Genomic DNA, 19,353 nt, shown 5'->3' with positions numbered 1-19,353 from the left:
ATCCTTCCGGAGCAACCGCTCCTGATCCGGGATGTCCGCCAAAACGGGTCAAGTTCACTGCGACGCCCGACGCCTCGCGGTCTGCGCTCGTGTCTGCCACGGTGTTTCCTTCCTCAACGATTCGCCAGCTGAACTGCGTACCGCAAGTCAATCAACTCGTCCCGGCTTGGATGCCTGCACCTGTGGGGTTCGGGCCGACAGCAGCCCGCGTCCGTCGTCGCAGGCACGCAGTCCGGACATGACCCAGGCGGAGGTGGATCGCCGATCAGCGCACAGTGGCCGCAGAGCCAGTTGCCGACTGCGATACCGGTTTGCTCTTCGAGGGCATCGCAGTCGGTTCCGGTGCGGGGCGTCTAGACCGTGAGTCCGAGATCCCTCGCCAGTACGCGGGCTTCGCGTTGGACCATCGGGCCACCTGATGTCACCAGTTCGCCGGCGATTGAGCGCGAGATTGGATGGCTACGCATCGCTTCCAAGCTGACCGAGCTAGCACGCTGCAAGATCGCTAGCGTGCCCGGCTGATCGCCGGCTTGGTGGTAGGACCGCGCCATTTCGAGCCACAGGCGGGCACGACGATCGATCGAAGGCATGCGGTCCGGATCTAGGTCCGACGAGGCCCGACTCACGGCAGACCTGCTCTGCTGCAGGTCAACTGTGACGGAGACGCCGGTGAAGTCCACATTTACCGAGCCGAACAGCGTCCAAGGGTGCGCGTACCCGTCAGGCATCCGGCGGGCCATCGCCTCGCCCTGATCGAGCCGGTGCAGGGCGTCGCCTTCCCTAGACATCCGCGCTGCGGTTATCGCTCCATGGAGCCGCAATGCACCCCACACGGCCCGCTGGTCGTCGCTGCCCGAGTCCAAGTATGGTGCGAGGAGGCTGGCGGCTTCGTCAGCGAGTAGCAGCGCCTCTTCCTCACGGTTCGCCGATCGATGAACATTGCCGAGCACCCATGCGGCGCCTGCGATAACCAGTGGATCGTCAGCCTGCTGTGCGGCGCGCATGCAGCGGTCTGACACGAGCCAGACCAGAGCCGGTTCAGCCACCCACGCCAGGACCTGCTCAGCCAGCGCATAAACCTCAGACAAGCTGGCTGCGGCCTTACGTCGCTCCTCCCCGTCGAGCACCCGCATCGCTCGCTCGCAGTCTCGGATCAGCTCCGGCATGACGCGGCCGACATCAGCCCGAGGGGTTCTCGACGAGTGCCACACCTTCCATGCGCTGTCCACACGACGCTTTAGCTCGGTGGTGTCCGGCCAGGGATCCGGGTTGACGCGAAGAGGCGTTTCTTCAATGGCTTCGCGAATCGCTGGCACGGCATCGTGGAGCGCTTGGCGCCCCATACCGATCGGGACGGCCTGTTCGCCCACGAGCTCAGTCAGATCCCGGACGCCGAGAACACGGCCAAGAGCAACGAGGTCCTCGAAGCGGGGAGATTCTCTTTCGAGCCGCTCGACCTTCTTCAGCCAACTCTCGGACTTGCCTACCAGGCCGGCGACGGCGGCACGTGACTTCCCTTGGCGTGTGCGGATGATCCGAATCCGCTCGCCGATTGGCTTGCCCGCGAGTTCGTCAACCATGGCGGTCACCCTTTCGAGCTGTCTGTCACCCCAGAGTAGCCCGCTGAAGCCGCCTCACGTAGGGGCCCATTTGTACCCCTTCGAGTGGGGGGACACGCGGGCCTGCCGTCACCCTCAGTAGCTCCTACCTTCAGTTGGGTGATGACGGACGAGGTTGGGGGGACGAAGTGACACTCACTGTGGAACACCGGTTTGTGCGTTCTGAGCGGGTGGCTGCTGATTTCGAGTACCCGTACGCCACGGGGGTGCGGGTGCCAACCGCGGGTTTGGATGGGTTGTGCGCGCTGTGCGATGGGGCGTGGCCGTGTGGACGTTGTCCAGACGCGGTTGAGGCGATCACGCGATGAGCGCGGTCAATGGACGTCGCCCCGTGCTCCACTGTTACTTCCGCGAGCACTTTCTGATGACTGCTCGGGAGCGAGCGGAAGTTACCTCCCGGCTCGTGGACTTCGCGAGTAGCACCGGCTTCGAGCTAGGCAAGATCTTCATCGAGCGGGTCGATTCGGTTCCCAAGGTCTTTCAGTCACTAGTTGAGGCTGCGGCTGAGGGTGATGTAGCCGCCGTGGTGCTGCCGTCGATGAGGCACCTGGCTGGCATCGGTGAGCCCGCGGCGGTGGCAGCCCACTTGAGTTCGTCCGCGCAGGTCGAGGTCCTGGTCTTGCGTGATCCACCTTTTAGCCAAGGGCCGACCTGGCCGTCCACCGTCCGCGACGCCTCATCGCGGTGTCGGCCCTTTCCCCGGAGTCCCGGCGCGCTGCTCACCACCTTGAGGCAGCGCGCTGGGACTCCCACCAACGCTCACGAGCGATCGCCGAGCCGACCTGCTCCTGCGTCACGCCCGCTGCTCCATCTCGAGGGCGCCATACGCGGTACTCGGTTCGCTCCCCTCCCCTTGCAGACACCCGCTCGAGGGAAGCGTGAGATCGGGAGCATCCCATGAGCGGCAGATGGCTGACGCGGTCACTGGCAACGCGGGGCGGCGTGACACCGTGCCGTGCCGACCGTCCGCTCGAGTGCCTCGGCACCGGACCGACTGCCTTCTGGCGCGGTGCTGGGGCACTCCTCAATCCGGCGCGTGGGCGTACTGCCCGAGGTCTGCGCCCACGCGCCGTTCCAACTCCGAGGGATTGCAACGCCCTCGGCACGAAGTTGCCCTGCCTCGATACCGGCCCACCGAAGTGGGGCATCGGGACCAACCACAGGCTCCGAGGTCCACCCATCCTCGGATGCGGACACAACGTGGCCGCTGGGCGAGCAGCGCCATGTTGTGGTCCGTACGGATGCCGCGCCGCCCTCTGTTCTTGGGCTGCGGCAGCAAGCAACACCGCTCCGTTCATCACTGCGATCAGGGAAGAGAGATTCCGTCATGGGGGACGTCACGAAGCTGGAGCCGTTAGTCCTTGGCTATGCGCTGCTCACACCTTCGGGGGATGAGGCGAAGCGGATCGCGATCGAGGCTCGCTTATCGGCATTCGCTGCAAGGTCGGGCCTGATGCTCGGCGCCATCTACTTCGACGGGCGGGCCAATGCCACGGCAGGCTTCTCGAACCTCTTGGCCGCAATCACCAGCTGTCGGGCGACTGGCGTCGTACTGCCATCACTCGACGATCTTGGTGAGCGAGCCGATCAGCGGATCGCCCAGCTGGAAGACGAACTCAGCGTTGTCATCCATGTTGCTCACGCAGTGACGACCTTGACCACCGCGAGTAGGACGCGGCCATGAGCGGCGAGGCGGACGTGAGGTCCCTGCGCCTGACGCCAACCGCACGCCTCGCTTCCACGAGGTGCTGGCGTCGGCCCCTGCGCCCGCGTCCGTCTCGCCTTTGTACGGGAAGCCCTGGCGGTCTGATTCCTATCGGGTCGACGCGCCTGACAACGGCAACCGTTAGGGCTTCCTCCATAGGTCGGTGAGCGGAAGCGACCACCGGGCGGCGGTCCGTCCTGTTCACCGCTGTACGCCGAAGCAGCCGTCGAGCTTCGGTCCGGCAAATGCCGGAACGGGTCGGCACCGGTCGGGTCTCGGCCATCCCTTCCCCTGACAGGGGACACCTGAAGGAGGCATCTTGCTCACGAATCTGGACCAGCTGTTCGAGGGAGTCGCGGTCATGGGCCAACCGTCGATGGCTGACGAGTACGGGCGCAAGATGCCCGGTCTCCAGGACGCGAACGGAGACCACAACTGAACTCAGGCGGTCTGGTGAGGCTGCGAATCTGGCCCTTCATCACTGGAAGCCCAAGCCGTTCGGGCTTCGACCGCTGAGGCCTACCGGCCGACTCCGCCTGGGGCGGCCAGCACATTCCCACCGCGGTGGGCTACTCCAAAGGAGAACACCATGTTGATGAACCTGGATGACCTGTTCGAGGGCGTCGCAGTTACAGGCGCACCGCTGCTGGCCGATGAGTACGGGCGAAAGATGCCCGGACACCAGGACGCCAACGGTGATCACTGTTCCTGACCTAGTGCGGTGACGTGAACGGTGGTGGCGCCTGCACGGCACCAGGGCGCCACCACCCGCAGGGCTCAAACTCCGGAAGCGCGAGGGAGGCAGGGCGGACATGCTGACCCTAGAAATCGACCTGGTTCAGTTGAGCAACGGGTGGCGTCGGGAACGAGCAGGGCTACGCGGACCAGCAGGCCATGTGTCACCGCTGGAGCATCCATTGGTGTCAGCACAGACTGAACTTGGCCTTGGCGCTTGGCGGATATGCGTGGCTGAGAACTGCGGCGGCGCCGAATCGCTGCTGATCGAAGGCGACGCCTCACATATCCGAATTGCGGCCGGCACCGGAGGTGTGTGCCCGCTGTACATCGCTCTTGACGGCTCTCTGTTGCGAGGCTCGTGGAACCCGGCGGACCTTCTGCGGTGGGTGTCGCACGACCAGCTCGTCGATCGCGCGGTGACACGGTTGCTGACCAGGAGACAACGGTATTCGGCCGAGACGATGTTCGACGGCTTATACAAGGTCACAGAGCGCGCCGTAGCGACGGTGGACCGATCAGGGATCTCAATCGCCTACCCCGAGCCAGCCGAACACGTCGTCCTTGCACGCAAGCTCCGGCAGAACAGTGATCCGGTCGCAGTCTTCGCCCACCTGCTGGGGGATCGCATCTCACCGTTGGTCAGATCCGGCGACGTACGACTGGCGGTGGAGGTGTCCGGCGGGCTGGACTCGGCCACGGTGGCCATCGCGGCCACTTGCGCAGGTGCGCGGGACGGGCTTGTATCGGCAGGCCTCGAAGTTGACGGAGAAGTCGGCACCCAGCAGGCGGCCCGGCGTCGAGCCATCGTGGACCGGCTAAGGCTGCGGGACATCGCCGCCCTTGCCGCGGAGCGACTGCCATTCGAAGCCGACGGGCCTAGGTCCGCTGACCGGCTGCACTATGCCGACGGCGATGTGTATCTCGAGTCGTTCGACCAGCTCAGAACAAGGCTGCACGGGGAGGGTGTTCAGGCAGTGCTGACTGGGTTCGGGGGTGACGAGCTCATGGCGTTACGGAGCGCGGAGCGAGCTGACGGGTCGGTGGCCTCTCCCCAGGAGTTGCCCGCCTGGCTGGGCGAACGGGCACGGAGCGCCCTGCCGGATCTGGAGAACGGGGTCGCTCCGGTGTCGCCGGTGGCGGTCCCGACGTTGATGGTGTTCGCAGCCCGCAACCCCGCGTACATCGTCAACGGCCTATGGCCAGTCGCCCCACTAGCCGACGCGCACCTGTTGCGCCTGTGCGAGTCGCTACCAGTCCCGTGGAGAGCCGAGAAGACTCTCCTCCGCGGCTTTCTGCAGCAGGCCGGTTTCGGGCCGAACGTGACCCATCCAAAATCCGTGGAGTCGTTCGGAACCACGATGGATGCCGCGATGTCACAGACGGGCAAGCTGATGCTCGGGCAGATGCTGGACGACTCGATACTGATCGACCTCGGCTACGTCGATCGTCGAGACCTGAGCCTGGTTCACACACAGATGGCGCGCGGCGCTGCGCCGCCGCCACTGCTGTACGACACGCTTGCAGTCGAGCGATCCCTGCAAAGCGTCAGGTCCGCTGCCGAGAGGAATAGTGTGCCCCGATGAGTCTTGCGAACCGCTACACCAGTTCGAACATGGTGTATCGACGACCCGACCTGTACGACTATCTCGCCAGCAACGACGACAGCCTCACTGCCGCCGTGCACCAATTGACCGCGGACACAGGATTGGGTTCGGCCCTCGACTTGGGCTGCGGTACAGGGCGGCACCTTGCAGCGCTTCACGCAGACTTCGGCTGTAAGGCTGTGGGGGTCGACGTGCAGCCCGGGCTCATCGACCACGGGCGGGTGACCTACCCCGAGCTGGAACTTGTGCTCGGTGACATCAGGTCGGTGCGCCTCGACCGGCAGTTCGACATAGTCCTTTGCCTGGGCAACTCGCTGTCGTACCAGCTCACTGACGCCGACCTCCAGGCGACGGTCGGGACCTTCGCAGCCCATACCCGCGCAGGTGGCTACGTCCTCATCTCCACCCTGCTGCAGCCGGCGCTCGGCTCTGGCACTGGACAGATCGAAAACGAATTCCTCGCTGCAGAGGTCGAAACTGCGTCGTCTTGGGACGCCGACAGCAGAATCGTGACGACCGAGCGCACGTGGCGCCATCGCGATGGCAGCGTGGACAAGGATGTGATGCGCCGCCGCGTGACACCGATCGAAGAGCTGAGCAGCCTCTTGTCCTCAGCGGGCTTCACAGATGCTGCCGTCCTCGACGGCGGTCTCGTAGCCGCGCGGCCTCGATAAGACGTAGCCAATGACAGGTCGACTTAGTGAACCTGCCTAATCCACATGCGAGGCCGGAGCCTGGACCAGCCCGCACTCCACCGGGTGGAGAGAACCGAGGTTTACACCTCTTGTGGCACCACGCCTTTGAGTAGCCGAGTCATTCGCAGCTCGGCGAACTCGAACCCTGCAAAACCGTCTTCTGGAAGGTTTCGGACGACTTCCTCCGTCGATAACGCCTGCCCTCTATAGGCGAGCTCATCGTCATACTTAGTCCTGAAGTATCGACCGCTGAGCTCTTCGGTATGACCAAAGATGGGCACCGGCCACTTTTCTCTGTCCCAGTCCGGCATCGGCCCAACTGTCTTCCAGGTTCCCTTAAGTATCCCGAGGTCGCCGACGAATTTGACCCATACCGCTTCGGAAGCCTCGAACACGGCCTGCGAGACGGCTGGCAGCGAAGTGAACTTCTGTCCGGAGAAATAGATCAGGAGCATGACGCCTGAACTCCTAGCAACGACGCCACTCCCGTACGCGCGCTCGCCATGAAGCGGGATAGCAAGCAGCACACCCTCTGCTGCAGTGCGGACCATTCCAGTCGCCCCCTATGTCCAGCCCACGTACAGGCCTCGCACCAAGGCGGTGCTTACCCTACCCGCACGCCAGGGTCGAGCAATCCTCACCGACTGTCCATAGATGCGCCAGCCATCTAGTGACCGAAAATGAAGCCTTCAAGTTCGATCTGACCAGCCTTCTCCCTGGGCCACAGATAGTCGGCTAACTGCTTCGCTGCGCCCTCGTATTCAGCGTCAATAGCGAGCATATTTGGCGACGCCCATTCCAAAAGCAGGCTCATACCCTCAAGATCGCTCAGAATTGTCTCACGTACGGCTTCATTCGTATCACCAAACCACACCCTATAAACAAATCTTCCGGACGGAGCGACAACCTCTGTGACGACATACTGCCCATCCTGAGACGTCGAGACCGCGTCCCCCAGCGCGAGGCCCGGGACATAGAAGGGAATGCAGCAAATCTCAAACTGAAAATCTGCAATCTGACGGGCCCACAACTGTTCAAAGTCGATCGAATCGCCATCCGCAAGGGCCGCCTTCACTATGAAGTTGGAGCGCTCACGCCACACAGGGGACTCATGAGCGGCGTATCGAAACTCAGCCACAAGCATCTTTCGCGCTAGGGCCGCTGCGCCACTGATGACCTGAACAAGGTCACTGCACCGGGCTAGCTATAAATGCTAGCCGCGAGAAGCAGCTGGCCAATCAGAGCCCACGACGGCGTTTCTGGCACTCCCTCGCCATGGTTATGGAAATAACCATCAATATCTCTTAGCCAGTTCGCACCACCCTCCAAATAGGAAGGCAATGTTGCATTCTGCCACAGCTCAGGTTCACTTCGAAAGGACGTAACCATCGCTTCCAAGAGCGCAGCCAGGTCATCTGGCCCTCGTACCGCATCGACTCGAGCCTGTAGATCATCTACCATCAGCGCTGCCCTCTCACCCTAATCGAAGTGCCGTCGTTCATGGTGGTGAACTTGCTATCAAGTTCCCGCTGGATCTCGCGAGGAGACGCCATGCGATAGCGAATAGGAATTCCCGCATCTTTGAATGCGGCGAGCCGTCGATTGTCTAATGAATAGTACTGACCATCTTTCTGGAAGATCCTGATTGGCGGCACATTGGCAGGCTGTACTGATCCATCACGCAGGCCCTTGACGAGTCCGTCGACAGATTTCCCGTCGCCAAAGTTGGCGCCTCGCGAATCCTGAGTGTATCGGATTCTATCAGGGTCGACATATCCATCGTCAGGAAGGCCATCCGAGTCGTCGTCCGGATCCGGCGGGTTGGCTGGCGTCGAGATATCGGGGTTGAACCACTTGTCCGCTTCGGCCTTCTTGCGAATTTCCTCCGCTAGAAGGACCCCTGAGCCAACTAAAGCAATGCTACCAACGGTCGTGCCGGCGCTCACCGAGCCTGGAAGCGTTCCGGTGCCGGTCATTCCCAGACCGCCGCCGGACCAGTTCATGCCAGGGTGACCGCATTTGCAGATGTTGCCGGGGTGGCTGCCCATGCCGCCGCCCATGCCCATACCCATGTGGTCGAGGATGCTGTTGCTGCCGGGGCCGGAGATGCTGCCTACGACGGGGCCGTTCTTGTCGACGAGGTCTTGGAAGATGTCGTCTATTACGCCGTCGATGTTGGGGTTGATGTTGCGGCCCTTGCCACCGGGTGAGGGTTTGTCCGGGCTGGCGCAGAGGCGTGGGTTTCCGCCGCTGCAGCCGGGAGCGCCCGGGACCCGGATTTCCTTCTTTTGGAGGCGGTCCTCAATGTTCTTTTGGGCGTTTTCGGTCCGCCTGCGTTCCTCTTCGTCCTTCTTGGCCTTTTGGCACTGAGCATCGCATTTCGGTGGCGGCGGCGGGCAGACGCCGCCTTGTTTGCAGGCCAGATCGCCGATCGCGATCCCGACGTTCGCCTCCGCTACGCCTCCGGTGCCGTTCCCGTCACCACCGCCGCCACCCCCACGGCCTTTCCCGCTGCAAGTGTTGGTCTGCTGGCAGCTCTTTTGGCCCCCCTTGCCGTGACCTTGACCGCCCTTGCAAGTACCGGTTTCTGTGCAGCTCTTCTGCCCGCCGCCGGCGTACTTCTTGCAGACGACAGTCCATACCCAGCCGTCGATGACCCAGACTCGCTTACGTTCGCACTTTGTTTCCGGCATCGGGCTGTTGCCGGTGGGGTCGTCGTAGCGGACGGGTGATCCGCCGGCGTAGGCGTAGAGGTTGGGGAAGTTGGAGGGGGTGCCGGCTTTGTAGTTGACGGTGTCGCGAGAGTTGAAGGTGCCGGAGCCGGGGTTGTACCAGCGGGCGCCTTGGTTGGTGTCGCCGGTGGTGGGGTCGGTCCAGTCGCCTTGGTGCCCGATCTGGTACTCGACTCCGCTGTTAGCGAGGGGCTCGCCGAACGGGTCGAATGTCCGCGAATCGGGGAGCGCGGCCAGAGCTAAGTCGGCCGGGTCGAAGCCGCCGGCGATGTCGCCGTGTCCGTCGGCCAGTACGACGCGCTTGGTGGCGCCTGCGCCAGCAGCGGGCTGAGGAAACTTGGCGTGGCCCGGACCCGAGGCCACTCGGCGATCACGTATACGCGATGGAACGACGAGTCGGTACGAAGGTGGTCCCAGTCCGCGTCAATCGCTAGAGGTCCGGCGGCAGCGAGATCCAGCTCCACGTACGCCCGATCGACAACCTTGGCCGCCGCTGGATCGAAGGCCAAGCGGAGGCTCGTCGCTAGCTGCGGAGCGGTCAACCAAACCCCTCCCACGCCGGCGGCCGAGAACGAGAACTGGAACGCCCGAGTTTCGGCCTCCAGCACGGCGACCGCGCCGGCCAGCCCACCGCCGTACCTCCGGGCGTCTCGGCTGATCGCGTCGAGGCAGCCGGCGGCGGGGGTAGGCCTTGGCAACCTGCTTCAAGAACTTGAGGAACTCGGTGTTGCGATGCCGCGGGTAGCAGGCATCGACGACCTTGCCGGTGGCGACCTCGAGCGCGGCGAACAGGGTGGTCGTGCCGTGTCTGACGTAGTCATGAGTCTGCTTCTCGGGGATCCCGGGCCGCAGCGGCAGGATCGGCGCGGTGCGGTCCAGGGCCTGGATCTGGGACTTTTCGTCCACCGACAACACGATCGCGTTCTCCGGCGGATTCAGATACAACCCCACGACGTCACGGACCTTGGCCTGGAGTTCGGGATCGGTCGAGAACTTGAACGTCTCGACCCGCCATGGCTGCAGACCCCACTGTTTCCACACCTTCGCCACCGTCACGTGCGATAGCCCCAACTCGGCAGCCAGTAACCGCGACGACCAGTGCGTCACCCCGAGGCGTTCCGGCGGCGGCTCCAACGTCGCCACCACGACCTCGACATCATCGATCTGCTTACGACGGCCCGGTTTCGGCCGATCGTCCAGCCCACCGATTCCCTCAACCAGATAACGCTTCTTCCAGCCGATCGCCGTCGGCTTGGACACGCCGACCCGCTCCACGATGTCCTTCACCGGCACGCCATCCGCCGCTAGCAACACGATCCGCGCCCGCTGCGCCAACCCTGCCCGCAGCGACGACGAACGCAGCCACGACTCCAGAACCTCACGATCGCCCGGCGATACATCGACCACCACAGTCAACGCCACGGACCGATGATTCCGAAGAACCAACCCGGAGTAAAGTTACTTCGCTAACGCGACCCTAGCAACGCTAAACCACCAGCCGTACGCATCGCGCGGCTGGTCAGGCGCTGCGTCGGCTTTAGTGCCTCGAGCCCGAGCCCGAGCAAGCGCCACGCAACGGCCGAGGCAGGTGGCAGCTCGGCCGGGGCTCAGGCGTTGAGGTGGGACGTGGGCAAGCCGACTGCTCACCGGAATGCTCAGGGGAGCGGGATGGCCCATGTGAAGGACCAGTGGACTCGACCTGTGAAGTACCCAGCGGGCGTCGTGGAGCGCGAGCGTACGGCTCGCTGGGGGCGAGGCAAGCGGTGGCTGGCCGCATGGCTCGATCCTGAGGGCAACGAGAAGACGAAAGCTTTCGCCAGCAAGACCGAGGCGAGCAGATATGCCGCGGCGATGGAGACCGACCGTAGCCGCGGGGACTACCTGGACCCGTCACTCGGCAAGGTCAAGCTGGGCGAATTCATCGATAGTTGGTTGGCCTCGCGGATGACCGACCCGTCTTCGAAGATCCGCTACGAGTCTCTGGCCCGCCTCCATGTGGCCCCACCGTTCGGGCATCGCCAGGTACAGGGGATTAAGCCGTCCGAGATAGCGAAATGGGTGGCCCCGCTGGTTGAGCAGTTCGGGCCTTCTACCGCCCGAGGCGCGTTCATGGTCTTGAACGGCGCGCTGGGGCTGGCAGCAGCCGACGGCAACGTCAAGAAGAATCCTGCACAGGACCGAGTCGTCAAACGACCTCCTACGAAGCCGGGCCGCGTCGCCGCCTGGTCGGACGAGATGCTCGCCCGGGTCATCAAGGCTCATCCCACGCCATACCGGCCCCTGCCGATCATCGCGGCCGGCTGTGGGCTGCGGCAGAGTGAAGTGTTCGGGTTGGCCTTGGAAGACATCGATCTCGAAACGCAGATGGTTCACATCCGGCGGCAGGTGAAGAAGCTAGGTCGCGACTTCGTTTTCACCTTGCCGAAGAACGATACCGAGCGGGAAGTTCCGTTGGACGAGACGACCGCTGAGGTGATTCTCGAGCACCTTGCAGCCTTCGGCGCCCGCCCGTACACGCTGCCCTGGGAGGACTTGGACGGCCCGCCACTGACCGTACAGCTCCTCTTCAGATGGACCGACGACAAGCACATTCGCGCGCGCACCTACAACGAGATGATCTGGAAACCGGCCCTCGCCGCTAGCGCGATCATCCCTCAGCCGACTACCGACGCCCGAGGCCGCCGGCACTACGGAACTGACAGGGAGAACGGCTTTCACGCTCTGCGTCACTACTACGCCAGCGTCACACTCGCCGACGGCGTCAACATCAAGGACCTCGCAGAATTCCTTGGGCATTCTGACTCGGCCTTCACCCTGCGGCAGTACACCCACATGCTGCCGTCGTCGCACGATCGGGCCCGGTCCGCCGTCGGGAAGCGGCTGGGCAAGATCATCGACGCCTCACGGAGCAGGGACGGAGCAGAGCTGCCCTACCGTCGGCCGCTCGAGCTCCCAGGCCCGCTAGGTCAGTCGTCAGACGGCCCGCAAATATCCCTCTGACCTGTGGGTTTAGAGGCCTTTGAGGAGTTGGCGGGCCATGACGATGCGCTGGACCTGGTTGGTGCCTTCGTAGATCTGGGTGATCTTGGCGTCGCGCATCATGCGTTCGACCGGGTAGTCGTGGGTGTAGCCGTAGCCGCCGAGGAGTTGTACGGCGTCCACGGTGACGGCCATCGCGACGTCGGAGGCGAAGCACTTCGCGGCGGCGCCGAAGTAGGTCAGGTCGGAGTCGCCTCGCTCAGATCGGGCCGCGGCGCTGTACGTCAGTTGGCGGGCCGCCTCGATCTTCATGCCCATGTCCGCGAGCATGAACTGCAGGCCCTGGAACTCCGCGATGGCCTTGCCGAACTGCTTGCGCTCCTGGACATATCCCAGCGCGTAGTCGAGGGCGCCCTGGGCGATACCGAGGGCCTGGGCGGCGATCGTGACGCGGGTGTGGTCGAGCGTCGCCATCGCCGTACCGAAGCCGGTGCCGGGTTCGCCGATCAGGCGCGACGCGGGAATGCGTACGTTGTCGAGGTAGACCTCACGAGTGGGCGAGCCCTTGATGCCGAGCTTCTTCTCCGGCGCGCCAAAGCTCACGCCCTCGTCGGACTTCTCCACCACGAAGGCGCTGATCCCACGCGAACGCGCGTCCGGATCGGTGACCGCGAAGACCGTGTAGTACTCGCTGACACCGGCGTTGGTGATCCAGCGCTTCACGCCATTGAGCACGTAGTGGTCGCCGTCGAGCACCGCCCGGGTCTTCATCGAGGCCGCGTCCGAACCGGCCTCGGGCTCCGACAGGCAGTACGAGAACATCGCGTCGCCCGCGGCCACCGGCGGCAGGTAGGCCTGCTTCACCTCATCGGAGCCGGACAGCAGCAACGGCAACGACCCGAGCTTGTTCACCGCCGGGATCAGCGAGGTCGAGGCACAGGCCCGGGCGACCTCCTCGATCACGATCACCGTCGCGAGCGCGTCCGCCCCGGCACCGCCGTACTGCTCGGGGATGTGCGGGGCGTGGAAGTCGGCCGCCCGCAGCGCGTCGTACGACGCCTGGGGGAACTCGGCCAGCTCGTCGACGTCACCGGCGTGCGGTGCGACCTTGGCGTCACAAACCGCCCGCACCGCCTCGCGGATGGCCTGGTGCTCTTCGGACAGCGCGTAAAGGTCGAAAGAGTTACTCACGAGTCGCAATCTACGACGAACGCGCCCCGGCCGGGAGACGCCGACGCCGGAAAGTGACTGAACGCACTAACGCCGTGGCCGCGAACCCCATCGGACACGATCCGGTCACGCGCTGCTTACCAGGGTGGGTAGAGTCGCCCGCATGACCCAAGGTTCGACCCCGGCTGACCGCCCGCTGCGCATTTCTGTCATCGGCACCAACTACCTGGGCGCCAATACGGCCGCGGGTATGGCCGAGTTCGGCTTCGACGTGATCGGCGTCGAGATCGACGAAGGCCGGCTCAAGTCGCTCAACGAGGGCCGCGCGCCGCTGTACGAGCCGGGCCTGGATCCGCTGCTGAAGACCCACACCGAGTCGGGCCGGCTGCGCTTCACCAACGACTACCGCGAGATCGCCGACTGGGCCGACGTGCACTTCATCTGCGTGGGTACTCCGCAGACCGAGGGCAGTGACGCGGCCGACCTGTCGCAGGTCAACTCCGTGGTCGACATGCTCGCGCCGCTGCTGACCCAGCCGACCCTGGTGGTCGGCCGGTCCACCGTTCCGGTCGGTACGTCGGCCAAGGTCGAGCAGCGCTTCCAGACCGAGGCCCCGGCCGGTACGGCGATCGAGGTCGCCTGGCAGCCCGAGTTCCTCCGCGAGGCCCATGGCGTCGACGACACCCTGCGGCCGGACCGGCTGGTCTTCGGTGTTCAGTCCGAGGCGGCCGAGTCGCGGCTGCGCGAGGTCTTCGCCACGCCGATCGCCGACGGAACGCCCGTGGTGGTCTGCAACCGCCCGACGGCCGAACTGGTCAAGGGCGGCGCGAACGCCTTCCTGGCCACGAAAATCTCCTTCATCAACGCGATGGCCGAGATGTGCGACGCCACCGGCGCCGACGTCAGCCAGCTCGCGGACGCCCTCGGTTTCGACAAGCGGATCGGCCGCGGCATGCTCAACGCCGGCCCGGGCTACGGCGGCGGCTGCCTGCCGAAGGACCTGCGCGCCTTCATGGCCCGCGCGGGCGAGATCGGCGTTGAGGAGGTCATCACCTTGCTGCGCGAGGTCGACGACATCAACCGCCGGCGCCGTTCGCGCATCGTCGACCTGACCCACGAGCTGCTCGGCACCGACTGGGTCGGCCGCAACGTGACGGTGCTCGGTGCCGCCTTCAAGGCCGGTACGGATGACGTTCGCGATTCGCCCGCGCTCGACGTGGCCGGCCGGATCCAGCTGCACGGCGCCACCGTCACCGTGTACGACCCCGAGGCGATGGACAACGCCCGCCGGGTCCGTCCGACCTTGAAGTACGCCGCCAGCGCGGTCGAGGCCTGTGCAGGCGCACACCTGGTGCTGCACCTCACCGAGTGGCCCGAGTTCCGCGAGCTCGACCCGAACCAGCTCAAGTCCGTCGTCGACTCCCCCGTCATCGTCGACGCCCGCCTCAGCCTCGACGCCGCCACCTGGCGCAACGCCGGCTGGACCTACCGAGCCCCCGGCAAGCCGTAACGCACCCGCTGACACGCCCCTCCGCCCAACCGGCGCGAGGGGCGTGTCACTTTCCGTTCATCGGACTCTTGTGACGCGGCGTGTCGCCGTTCATCGGACGCTTCTGACGACGCGGCGCCGCGCGGCGATCGCTTTGTGCAGAGGTCAACGCACCGCTGTGGTCACAAGGGTCCGATGAACGGCGACACGCCGCGTCACAAGAGTCCGATGAGCGGAAAGTGACGCGCCGGGCGGTTAGACGGTGGCGTTGCGGAAGGTGGGGCGGTTTAGGGCGATGACGCCTAGTAGGGCGGAGGCGATGCCTACGCCGAGGCAGACGCCGGTGATGCCGATGGCGTTGAGGTCGGCGAAGGTGCCGAGCAGCGGGTTCATGATGACGACGGCCGAGCTCTGGCACAGCACCACCACGGACTGCAGGCGGGACTGGTACTCCTTCTCGACCGAGTTCATCAGCAGCGGCAGCAGGTGTCCGGTGAAAAGGCCGACGCCGATACCGCTGACCATGGCCGAACCGATCGCCAGCGGCAGGGCCTCCAGCTCCGACAGGCCGAACAGACCGAGCCCCGCGATGATCAGGCCGAACGGCGCGACCAGCCCGGGCCTCGGAAACGCCCCCTTGGCCATGATCCGCAGGGCGATCAGGCCAACGCCGAGGGCGCGGCACGACAGCAGCAGCGCGGCGGTGGAGGCGCTCCAGCCGTGATCGCGGGCCAGCAGCGGCAGGATCAGGCCGTCCATCGGCTGCAGCAGGCCGTACGCGATCAGCATCACGATCAGCAGGGTCCGGGTCAGCGGATTGCCGAAGGCAACTTTCAGCCCGTCGCCGATCGAGCGCATGATCTTGGTACCGGTGGCACCGTGCTGCTGGGTGGTGCCGCGAATCACCAGCAGGGTCGCGATCATGATCAAGAAGGTGATCGCGTTCAGGCCGGACGCCGCCTTCAGACCGGCCCAGCCAACAACCAGACCACCGATCGCCGTACCGCAGACGGCGAAGAGCACGCCGAGCACCTGCAGGCTGGCGAGCGCGCGCGGTACGACGCTGGTCGGCACCAGCAGCCGCGGCATGGCGCGGTACGACGGCAGGAAGAAGGCCTCGATCACGCCCAAGCCGAAGCTGGTCACGATCAGCAGCCAGACCGGTTCGCCGAACTCGAGGCTGGCCGGGACCAGCGCCGCGGTCAGTACGAACATCGCGACGCAGCTGGCCAGTAGTACCCGCGGCGCGCCGAAGCGATCACCGATGGCCCCACCGATCAGCAGCAGCACCGCTCGCGGCGCCACCATCAGCAGCAGGACCAGCCCGGCCACGCGGCCGCCGTACTGGCTGGCGGACCAGCCGACGGCGAACGTCATCGTGTAGTCGCCGAGCAGGGAGACGGCAGCGCCTAGCAGCCAGATCCAGTAACGGACCGGGATGCGCTGCGTGTCCGGTTCAACGGGCGGAGTCACGATCGACGACCTTAGACGACAGGCGGTGGGATCTTTCGATTACCCACCCCGCATTGGTGGAAACTCTCCGCTGTCAGGCTTTACCCAAGCCTTGGACAGCGGCTCGGACCGTACCACCTTTAGCTCTGGCCTGCTCCGCGAGAGCCGTCTGGAACTCCGTCATCCTGGTCTGCAACGACGGGTCCGACGCGCCGAGAATACGGACCGCGAGCAGCCCGGCGTTGCGCGCGTTGCCGATCGACACCGTGGCAACCGGAACGCCGGCAGGCATCTGCACGATCGACAGCAACGAGTCCATCCCGTCGAGGTACTTCAACGGCACCGGTACGCCGATCACCGGCAACGGCGTGACGGAAGCGAGCATGCCCGGCAGATGCGCGGCACCGCCGGCACCGGCGATCAGCACCTTCAGCCCACGCTCGTGCGCCGCCTTGCCGTACTCGATCATCTCCTCGGCCATCCGGTGCGCCGACAGCACGTCGGCCTCGAACGGCACGCCGAACTCCTGGCAGACCAGCGCTGCCGCCTCCATCGTCGGCCAGTCGGAGTCGGATCCCATCAGGATCCCGACGACAGCGCTCACAACGTGCTCCTATTCATCGATGGTGCCGGTCAGGTACGCCGCCGCGTGGCGGGCGCGTTCGCGAACCTCGTCCAGGTCCGGGCCGTAGGCGGTCACGTGGCCCACCTTCCGGCCGGGCCGCACGGGCTTGCCGTAGAAGTGCACCTTCAGCTCGGGGTCGCGCGCCATGCAGTGCAGCAGGCCCTTGTGCATATCGGCCACATCGCCGCCGAGCACGTTCACCATCACCGTGTACGGCGCACGCGCGGCGGGTGATCCCAGCGGCAGGTCGAGTACGGCGCGCAGGTGGTTCTCGAACTGCGAGGTGACGGCGCCTTCGATCGACCAGTGGCCGGTGTTGTGCGGCCGCATGGCCAGCTCGTTCACCAGCAGCCGGCCGTCGCGGGCCTCGAACATCTCCACCGCGAGTACGCCGACCACGCCGAGCTCACCGGCGATGCGCAGCGCGTTCTGCTGGGCCTGCGCCGCGCGCTCCGGGTCGAGCCCGGGCGCCGGGGCGGTCACCTCGACGCAGATGCCGTCGATCTGGACCGACTCGACGATCGGATAGGCCACCGCCTGGCCGTGCGGTGACCGGGCCACCAGGGCGGACAGCTCGCGCACGAAGTCGACCTTCTCCTCGGCCAGGATCGGCACGCCGGCCGCGAAGGCGTCGGTGCACTCGTCCGGCCCGTCCACCACCCACACGCCCTTGCCGTCGTACCCGCCGCGGGTGGTCTTCAGCACGATCGGGAACCCGCCGACCCGTTCCGCGAAGGCCGTGGCCTCGGCCACGTCCGCCACCAGCGAGAACTCGGGCGAGGGAATCCCGATCTTGGCGAGCCGCTCGCGCATCACGCCCTTGTCCTGGGCATGCACCAGCGCGTCCGGCCCGGGCCGCACGGCCACTCCAGCGGCCTCCATCTCGCGCAGCAGCTCGGTCGGTACGTGCTCGTGGTCGAACGTGACCACGTCACACCCCGCGACAAAACGCCGTACGGCGTCGGGGTCGCGGTAGTCGCCCACCGGGGCGTCCGCGACAGCCTGCGCGGCCGAGACCGCGGGCCCCTCCGCGAGCACCCGCAGCTGGACGCCGAGCGCGATCGCGGTCTCCTGGGTCATCCGGGCCAGCTGGCCGCCGCCGACCATGCCCACCACCGGTGTTCCAACGGGTAAATCGTCTCGCGAGAATTCCACCCCCGGAGCCTAGTGCCTGGCGGCTTGGTCACGGGTTCCGGCCGAGGCTGTTTCGTGCTATGGACTCTGGATGGGTAGTCTGGGTATTTGCCCTCCTACGCAGAGTTCACAGAAAGCGCGACGGCCCCTTGAAGATCGTCACGACGCTGTACCGCCAGGTCGAGCACCTGGTCCACGAGGTGGCCAAGTTCGGTCTGGTCGGCCTGCTTGGACTCGTTGTCGACCTGCCCATCTACAACTGGCTGGTATTCGACAATCCGCTGGTGTTCGGTGACGCGGGTCACGGCATGCTGCATGACAAGCCGGTCACGGCCAAGTTCATTTCGGTGACCGCGGCAACCATGGCGACGTACCTGGGGAACCGGCACTGGACCTGGCGCCACCGCGAGCGGACCGGCCTGCACCGCGAATACGTGCTGTTCTTCGTGCTCAACGGCATCGGCCTGCTGATCGCGTCCGCCTGCCTCGCGTTCTCGCGGTATGTGCTGGATCTGCACACCGCGCTCGCCGACAACATCGCGGCGAACTTCGTCGGCCTCGGCCTGGGCACGTTGTTCCGCTTCTGGTCCTACCGCAAGTGGGTCTTCCGCGAGGAGATCATCCTGGACGAGGTGGAAAAAGAAGTCCCTTTCAGCGATGAGAAGCTGCAGCAGCTCACCGAGGACACCGGCGACCTGCCGGCCGTCCGCTGAGCGCTACAGCTTCTCTTCCTCCGAACTGATCCGCTGAGGGCTACGGCTTCTCTTCCTCCGAACTGATCCGCTGAGCGCTACGGCTTCTCTTCCTCCGAGCTGAACAGCGTCGCGGAGTCCGTACTGCGGGACCGAGGCTGCTGTTGCGGCGGCTGCTCGTCATCGAGAATGCCGTCACCACTGCGGCCGTCCGGGCCGCCGAAGAGCAGGTCCGACATCTGCAGATGCAGCCGCTCGACATGCGGCACGTCCGGCAGGACCACCTGGCCGCGCTCACCGGCCGACTCGATCATCAGCGTGCCGCAGCCGAGCAACCGGTCCATCAGGTGGTGCTCGTACGACACGTCATTGATGCGCATCAGCGGGATGTCCCGGCCGGTGCGATTCAGCACGCCGTGCCGGGTGATCATCCGCCGGTTCGTCAGCGTGTAGGTGGAGAAGTACCAGGCCAGGAACGGCTTCAGCCCCCAGATCGCGAACGCGACCAGCGCCACCACGCCGATCAGGATGCGCAACGGCCCTTGCAGGCCGCCGTCGGGCACGATCGCGGCCAGGAAGCCACCGCCTCCGGCCAGCAGGATCAGCACGAGCACCGGAACGATCAGGGCCTTCCAGTGCGTACGGGTACTCGCGACAACGTATTCGTCCTCGCCCAGCAGCTTCGCGGAGATCGCCATACGCACAGTCTCACAGGTTCT

The 19,353-nt window shown here is 65.3% G+C and carries 17 protein-coding genes and 2 pseudogenes; 7 read left to right on the top strand and 12 right to left on the bottom strand.

Features of this window, described 5'->3' with window-relative positions; translation table 11 throughout:
• Positions 1 to 353 precede the first annotated feature (353 nt).
• Complete coding sequence (locus ACFFGN_RS25375; RefSeq protein ID WP_380052155.1) at positions 354 to 1,580, bottom strand: helix-turn-helix domain-containing protein; 1,227 nt, start codon at positions 1,578 to 1,580, stop codon at positions 354 to 356.
• Between the two features lie 1,366 nt (positions 1,581 to 2,946).
• Here ACFFGN_RS25375 and ACFFGN_RS25370 point away from each other — a divergent pair.
• The 4 genes from ACFFGN_RS25370 to ACFFGN_RS25355 all read left to right on the top strand — a co-directional run bounded on the left by ACFFGN_RS25370 (position 2,947) and on the right by ACFFGN_RS25355 (position 6,340).
• A complete protein-coding gene (locus ACFFGN_RS25370) occupies positions 2,947 to 3,303 on the top strand; it encodes a hypothetical protein (protein ID WP_380052152.1) in 357 nt (118 codons plus the stop codon).
• Positions 3,304 to 3,913: 610 nt separating this feature from the next.
• A complete protein-coding gene (locus tag ACFFGN_RS25365; RefSeq protein ID WP_380052149.1) occupies positions 3,914 to 4,036 on the top strand; it encodes a hypothetical protein in 123 nt (40 codons plus the stop codon).
• A gap of 253 nt (positions 4,037 to 4,289) precedes the next feature.
• On the top strand, positions 4,290 to 5,645 hold the full coding sequence (locus ACFFGN_RS25360; RefSeq protein WP_380052146.1) for an asparagine synthetase B family protein: 1,356 nt from the start codon (positions 4,290 to 4,292) through the stop codon (positions 5,643 to 5,645).
• Positions 5,642 to 6,340 carry a class I SAM-dependent methyltransferase gene (locus ACFFGN_RS25355; RefSeq protein ID WP_380052143.1) on the top strand — a complete coding sequence of 233 codons (699 nt, stop codon included), beginning with the start codon at positions 5,642 to 5,644 and terminating at the stop codon, positions 6,338 to 6,340. The genes ACFFGN_RS25360 and ACFFGN_RS25355 overlap by 4 nt, the downstream gene beginning before the upstream one ends.
• Before the next feature lie 101 nt (positions 6,341 to 6,441).
• Here ACFFGN_RS25355 and ACFFGN_RS25350 read toward each other — a convergent pair whose 3' ends face one another.
• From ACFFGN_RS25350 to ACFFGN_RS25330, 6 genes and pseudogenes are all read right to left on the bottom strand, one after another.
• Positions 6,442 to 6,888, bottom strand: coding sequence for an Imm26 family immunity protein (locus tag ACFFGN_RS25350; protein ID WP_380052140.1), 447 nt, complete (start codon positions 6,886 to 6,888; stop codon positions 6,442 to 6,444).
• Between the two features lie 140 nt (positions 6,889 to 7,028).
• Positions 7,029 to 7,463, bottom strand: a complete 435-nt coding sequence (locus tag ACFFGN_RS25345) for a DUF4265 domain-containing protein (RefSeq protein WP_380052137.1) — start codon at positions 7,461 to 7,463, stop codon at positions 7,029 to 7,031.
• Between the two features lie 98 nt (positions 7,464 to 7,561).
• On the bottom strand, positions 7,562 to 7,822 hold the full coding sequence (locus ACFFGN_RS36085) for a DUF7660 family protein (RefSeq protein WP_446685219.1): 261 nt from the start codon (positions 7,820 to 7,822) through the stop codon (positions 7,562 to 7,564).
• A complete protein-coding gene (locus tag ACFFGN_RS25340; protein ID WP_380052134.1) occupies positions 7,822 to 9,456 on the bottom strand; it encodes an RHS repeat-associated core domain-containing protein in 1,635 nt (544 codons plus the stop codon). Before ACFFGN_RS25340 ends, ACFFGN_RS36085 begins: the two co-directional genes overlap by 1 nt.
• Positions 9,457 to 9,458: 2 nt before the next feature.
• Positions 9,459 to 9,701, bottom strand: a pseudogene (locus ACFFGN_RS25335) (PrgI family protein); the annotation flags it as partial.
• A gap of 61 nt (positions 9,702 to 9,762) precedes the next feature.
• Positions 9,763 to 10,509 (bottom strand): annotated as a pseudogene (locus ACFFGN_RS25330) (IS630 family transposase); the annotation flags it as partial.
• Between the two features lie 210 nt (positions 10,510 to 10,719).
• On the opposite strand from ACFFGN_RS25330, the gene ACFFGN_RS25325 reads away from it, so the two are divergent.
• Complete coding sequence (locus ACFFGN_RS25325) at positions 10,720 to 12,093, top strand: tyrosine-type recombinase/integrase (protein WP_380052131.1); 1,374 nt, start codon at positions 10,720 to 10,722, stop codon at positions 12,091 to 12,093.
• Between the two features lie 9 nt (positions 12,094 to 12,102).
• Here ACFFGN_RS25325 and ACFFGN_RS25320 read toward each other — a convergent pair whose 3' ends face one another.
• Positions 12,103 to 13,263, bottom strand: a complete 1,161-nt coding sequence (locus ACFFGN_RS25320) for an acyl-CoA dehydrogenase family protein (RefSeq protein WP_380052128.1) — start codon at positions 13,261 to 13,263, stop codon at positions 12,103 to 12,105.
• A gap of 142 nt (positions 13,264 to 13,405) precedes the next feature.
• Here ACFFGN_RS25320 and ACFFGN_RS25315 point away from each other — a divergent pair, with 142 nt between their 5' ends.
• Positions 13,406 to 14,752 (top strand): UDP-glucose dehydrogenase family protein, encoded by a 1,347-nt coding sequence (locus ACFFGN_RS25315; protein WP_380052125.1) that lies wholly within the window; start codon positions 13,406 to 13,408, stop codon positions 14,750 to 14,752.
• 234 nt (positions 14,753 to 14,986) lie between these two features.
• Here ACFFGN_RS25315 and ACFFGN_RS25310 read toward each other — a convergent pair whose 3' ends face one another.
• The 3 genes from ACFFGN_RS25310 to ACFFGN_RS25300 form a co-directional block, all read right to left on the bottom strand.
• Positions 14,987 to 16,204 carry an MFS transporter gene (locus ACFFGN_RS25310; protein WP_380052122.1) on the bottom strand — a complete coding sequence of 406 codons (1,218 nt, stop codon included), beginning with the start codon at positions 16,202 to 16,204 and terminating at the stop codon, positions 14,987 to 14,989.
• A 73-nt stretch (positions 16,205 to 16,277) separates the two neighbouring features.
• Entirely contained in the window at positions 16,278 to 16,763 is a 486-nt protein-coding gene (purE, locus tag ACFFGN_RS25305; protein WP_380052179.1) for a 5-(carboxyamino)imidazole ribonucleotide mutase, read from the bottom strand.
• A gap of 33 nt (positions 16,764 to 16,796) precedes the next feature.
• On the bottom strand, positions 16,797 to 17,963 hold the full coding sequence (locus ACFFGN_RS25300) for a 5-(carboxyamino)imidazole ribonucleotide synthase (protein ID WP_380052119.1): 1,167 nt from the start codon (positions 17,961 to 17,963) through the stop codon (positions 16,797 to 16,799).
• Positions 17,964 to 18,091: 128 nt separating this feature from the next.
• Here ACFFGN_RS25300 and ACFFGN_RS25295 point away from each other — a divergent pair, with 128 nt between their 5' ends.
• Positions 18,092 to 18,655, top strand: a complete 564-nt coding sequence (locus ACFFGN_RS25295) for a GtrA family protein (protein ID WP_380052116.1) — start codon at positions 18,092 to 18,094, stop codon at positions 18,653 to 18,655.
• 77 nt (positions 18,656 to 18,732) lie between these two features.
• Here ACFFGN_RS25295 and ACFFGN_RS25290 read toward each other — a convergent pair whose 3' ends face one another.
• The gene (locus ACFFGN_RS25290; RefSeq protein WP_380052112.1) at positions 18,733 to 19,332 is read right to left on the bottom strand and encodes a PH domain-containing protein; all 600 of its coding nucleotides are present in this window, start codon (positions 19,330 to 19,332) and stop codon (positions 18,733 to 18,735) included.
• Positions 19,333 to 19,353 lie beyond the last annotated feature (21 nt).

This window comes from Kribbella deserti, from assembly GCF_042434725.1.
In the GTDB taxonomy this organism is placed as follows: Bacteria; Actinomycetota; Actinomycetes; order Propionibacteriales; family Kribbellaceae; genus Kribbella; species Kribbella deserti.
Note: the sequence above shows the minus strand (reverse complement) of the source record. Positions and strands in the feature narration are given on the sequence as shown.

What these genes read in the sequence shown, in the direction of transcription:
- ACFFGN_RS25290 (WP_380052112.1), bottom strand. Translation starts at nt 19,332, where the DNA reads ATGGCGATCTCCGCGAAGCTGCTGGGCGAGGACGAATACGTTGTCGCG.
- ACFFGN_RS25370 (WP_380052152.1), top strand. Translation starts at nt 2,947, where the DNA reads ATGGGGGACGTCACGAAGCTGGAGCCGTTAGTCCTTGGCTATGCGCTG.
- ACFFGN_RS25355 (WP_380052143.1), top strand. Translation starts at nt 5,642, where the DNA reads ATGAGTCTTGCGAACCGCTACACCAGTTCGAACATGGTGTATCGACGA.
- ACFFGN_RS25315 (WP_380052125.1), top strand. Translation starts at nt 13,406, where the DNA reads ATGACCCAAGGTTCGACCCCGGCTGACCGCCCGCTGCGCATTTCTGTC.
- ACFFGN_RS25365 (WP_380052149.1), top strand. Translation starts at nt 3,914, where the DNA reads ATGTTGATGAACCTGGATGACCTGTTCGAGGGCGTCGCAGTTACAGGC.
- ACFFGN_RS25375 (WP_380052155.1), bottom strand. Translation starts at nt 1,580, where the DNA reads ATGGTTGACGAACTCGCGGGCAAGCCAATCGGCGAGCGGATTCGGATC.
- ACFFGN_RS36085 (WP_446685219.1), bottom strand. Translation starts at nt 7,822, where the DNA reads ATGGTAGATGATCTACAGGCTCGAGTCGATGCGGTACGAGGGCCAGAT.
- purE (WP_380052179.1), bottom strand. Translation starts at nt 16,763, where the DNA reads ATGGGATCCGACTCCGACTGGCCGACGATGGAGGCGGCAGCGCTGGTC.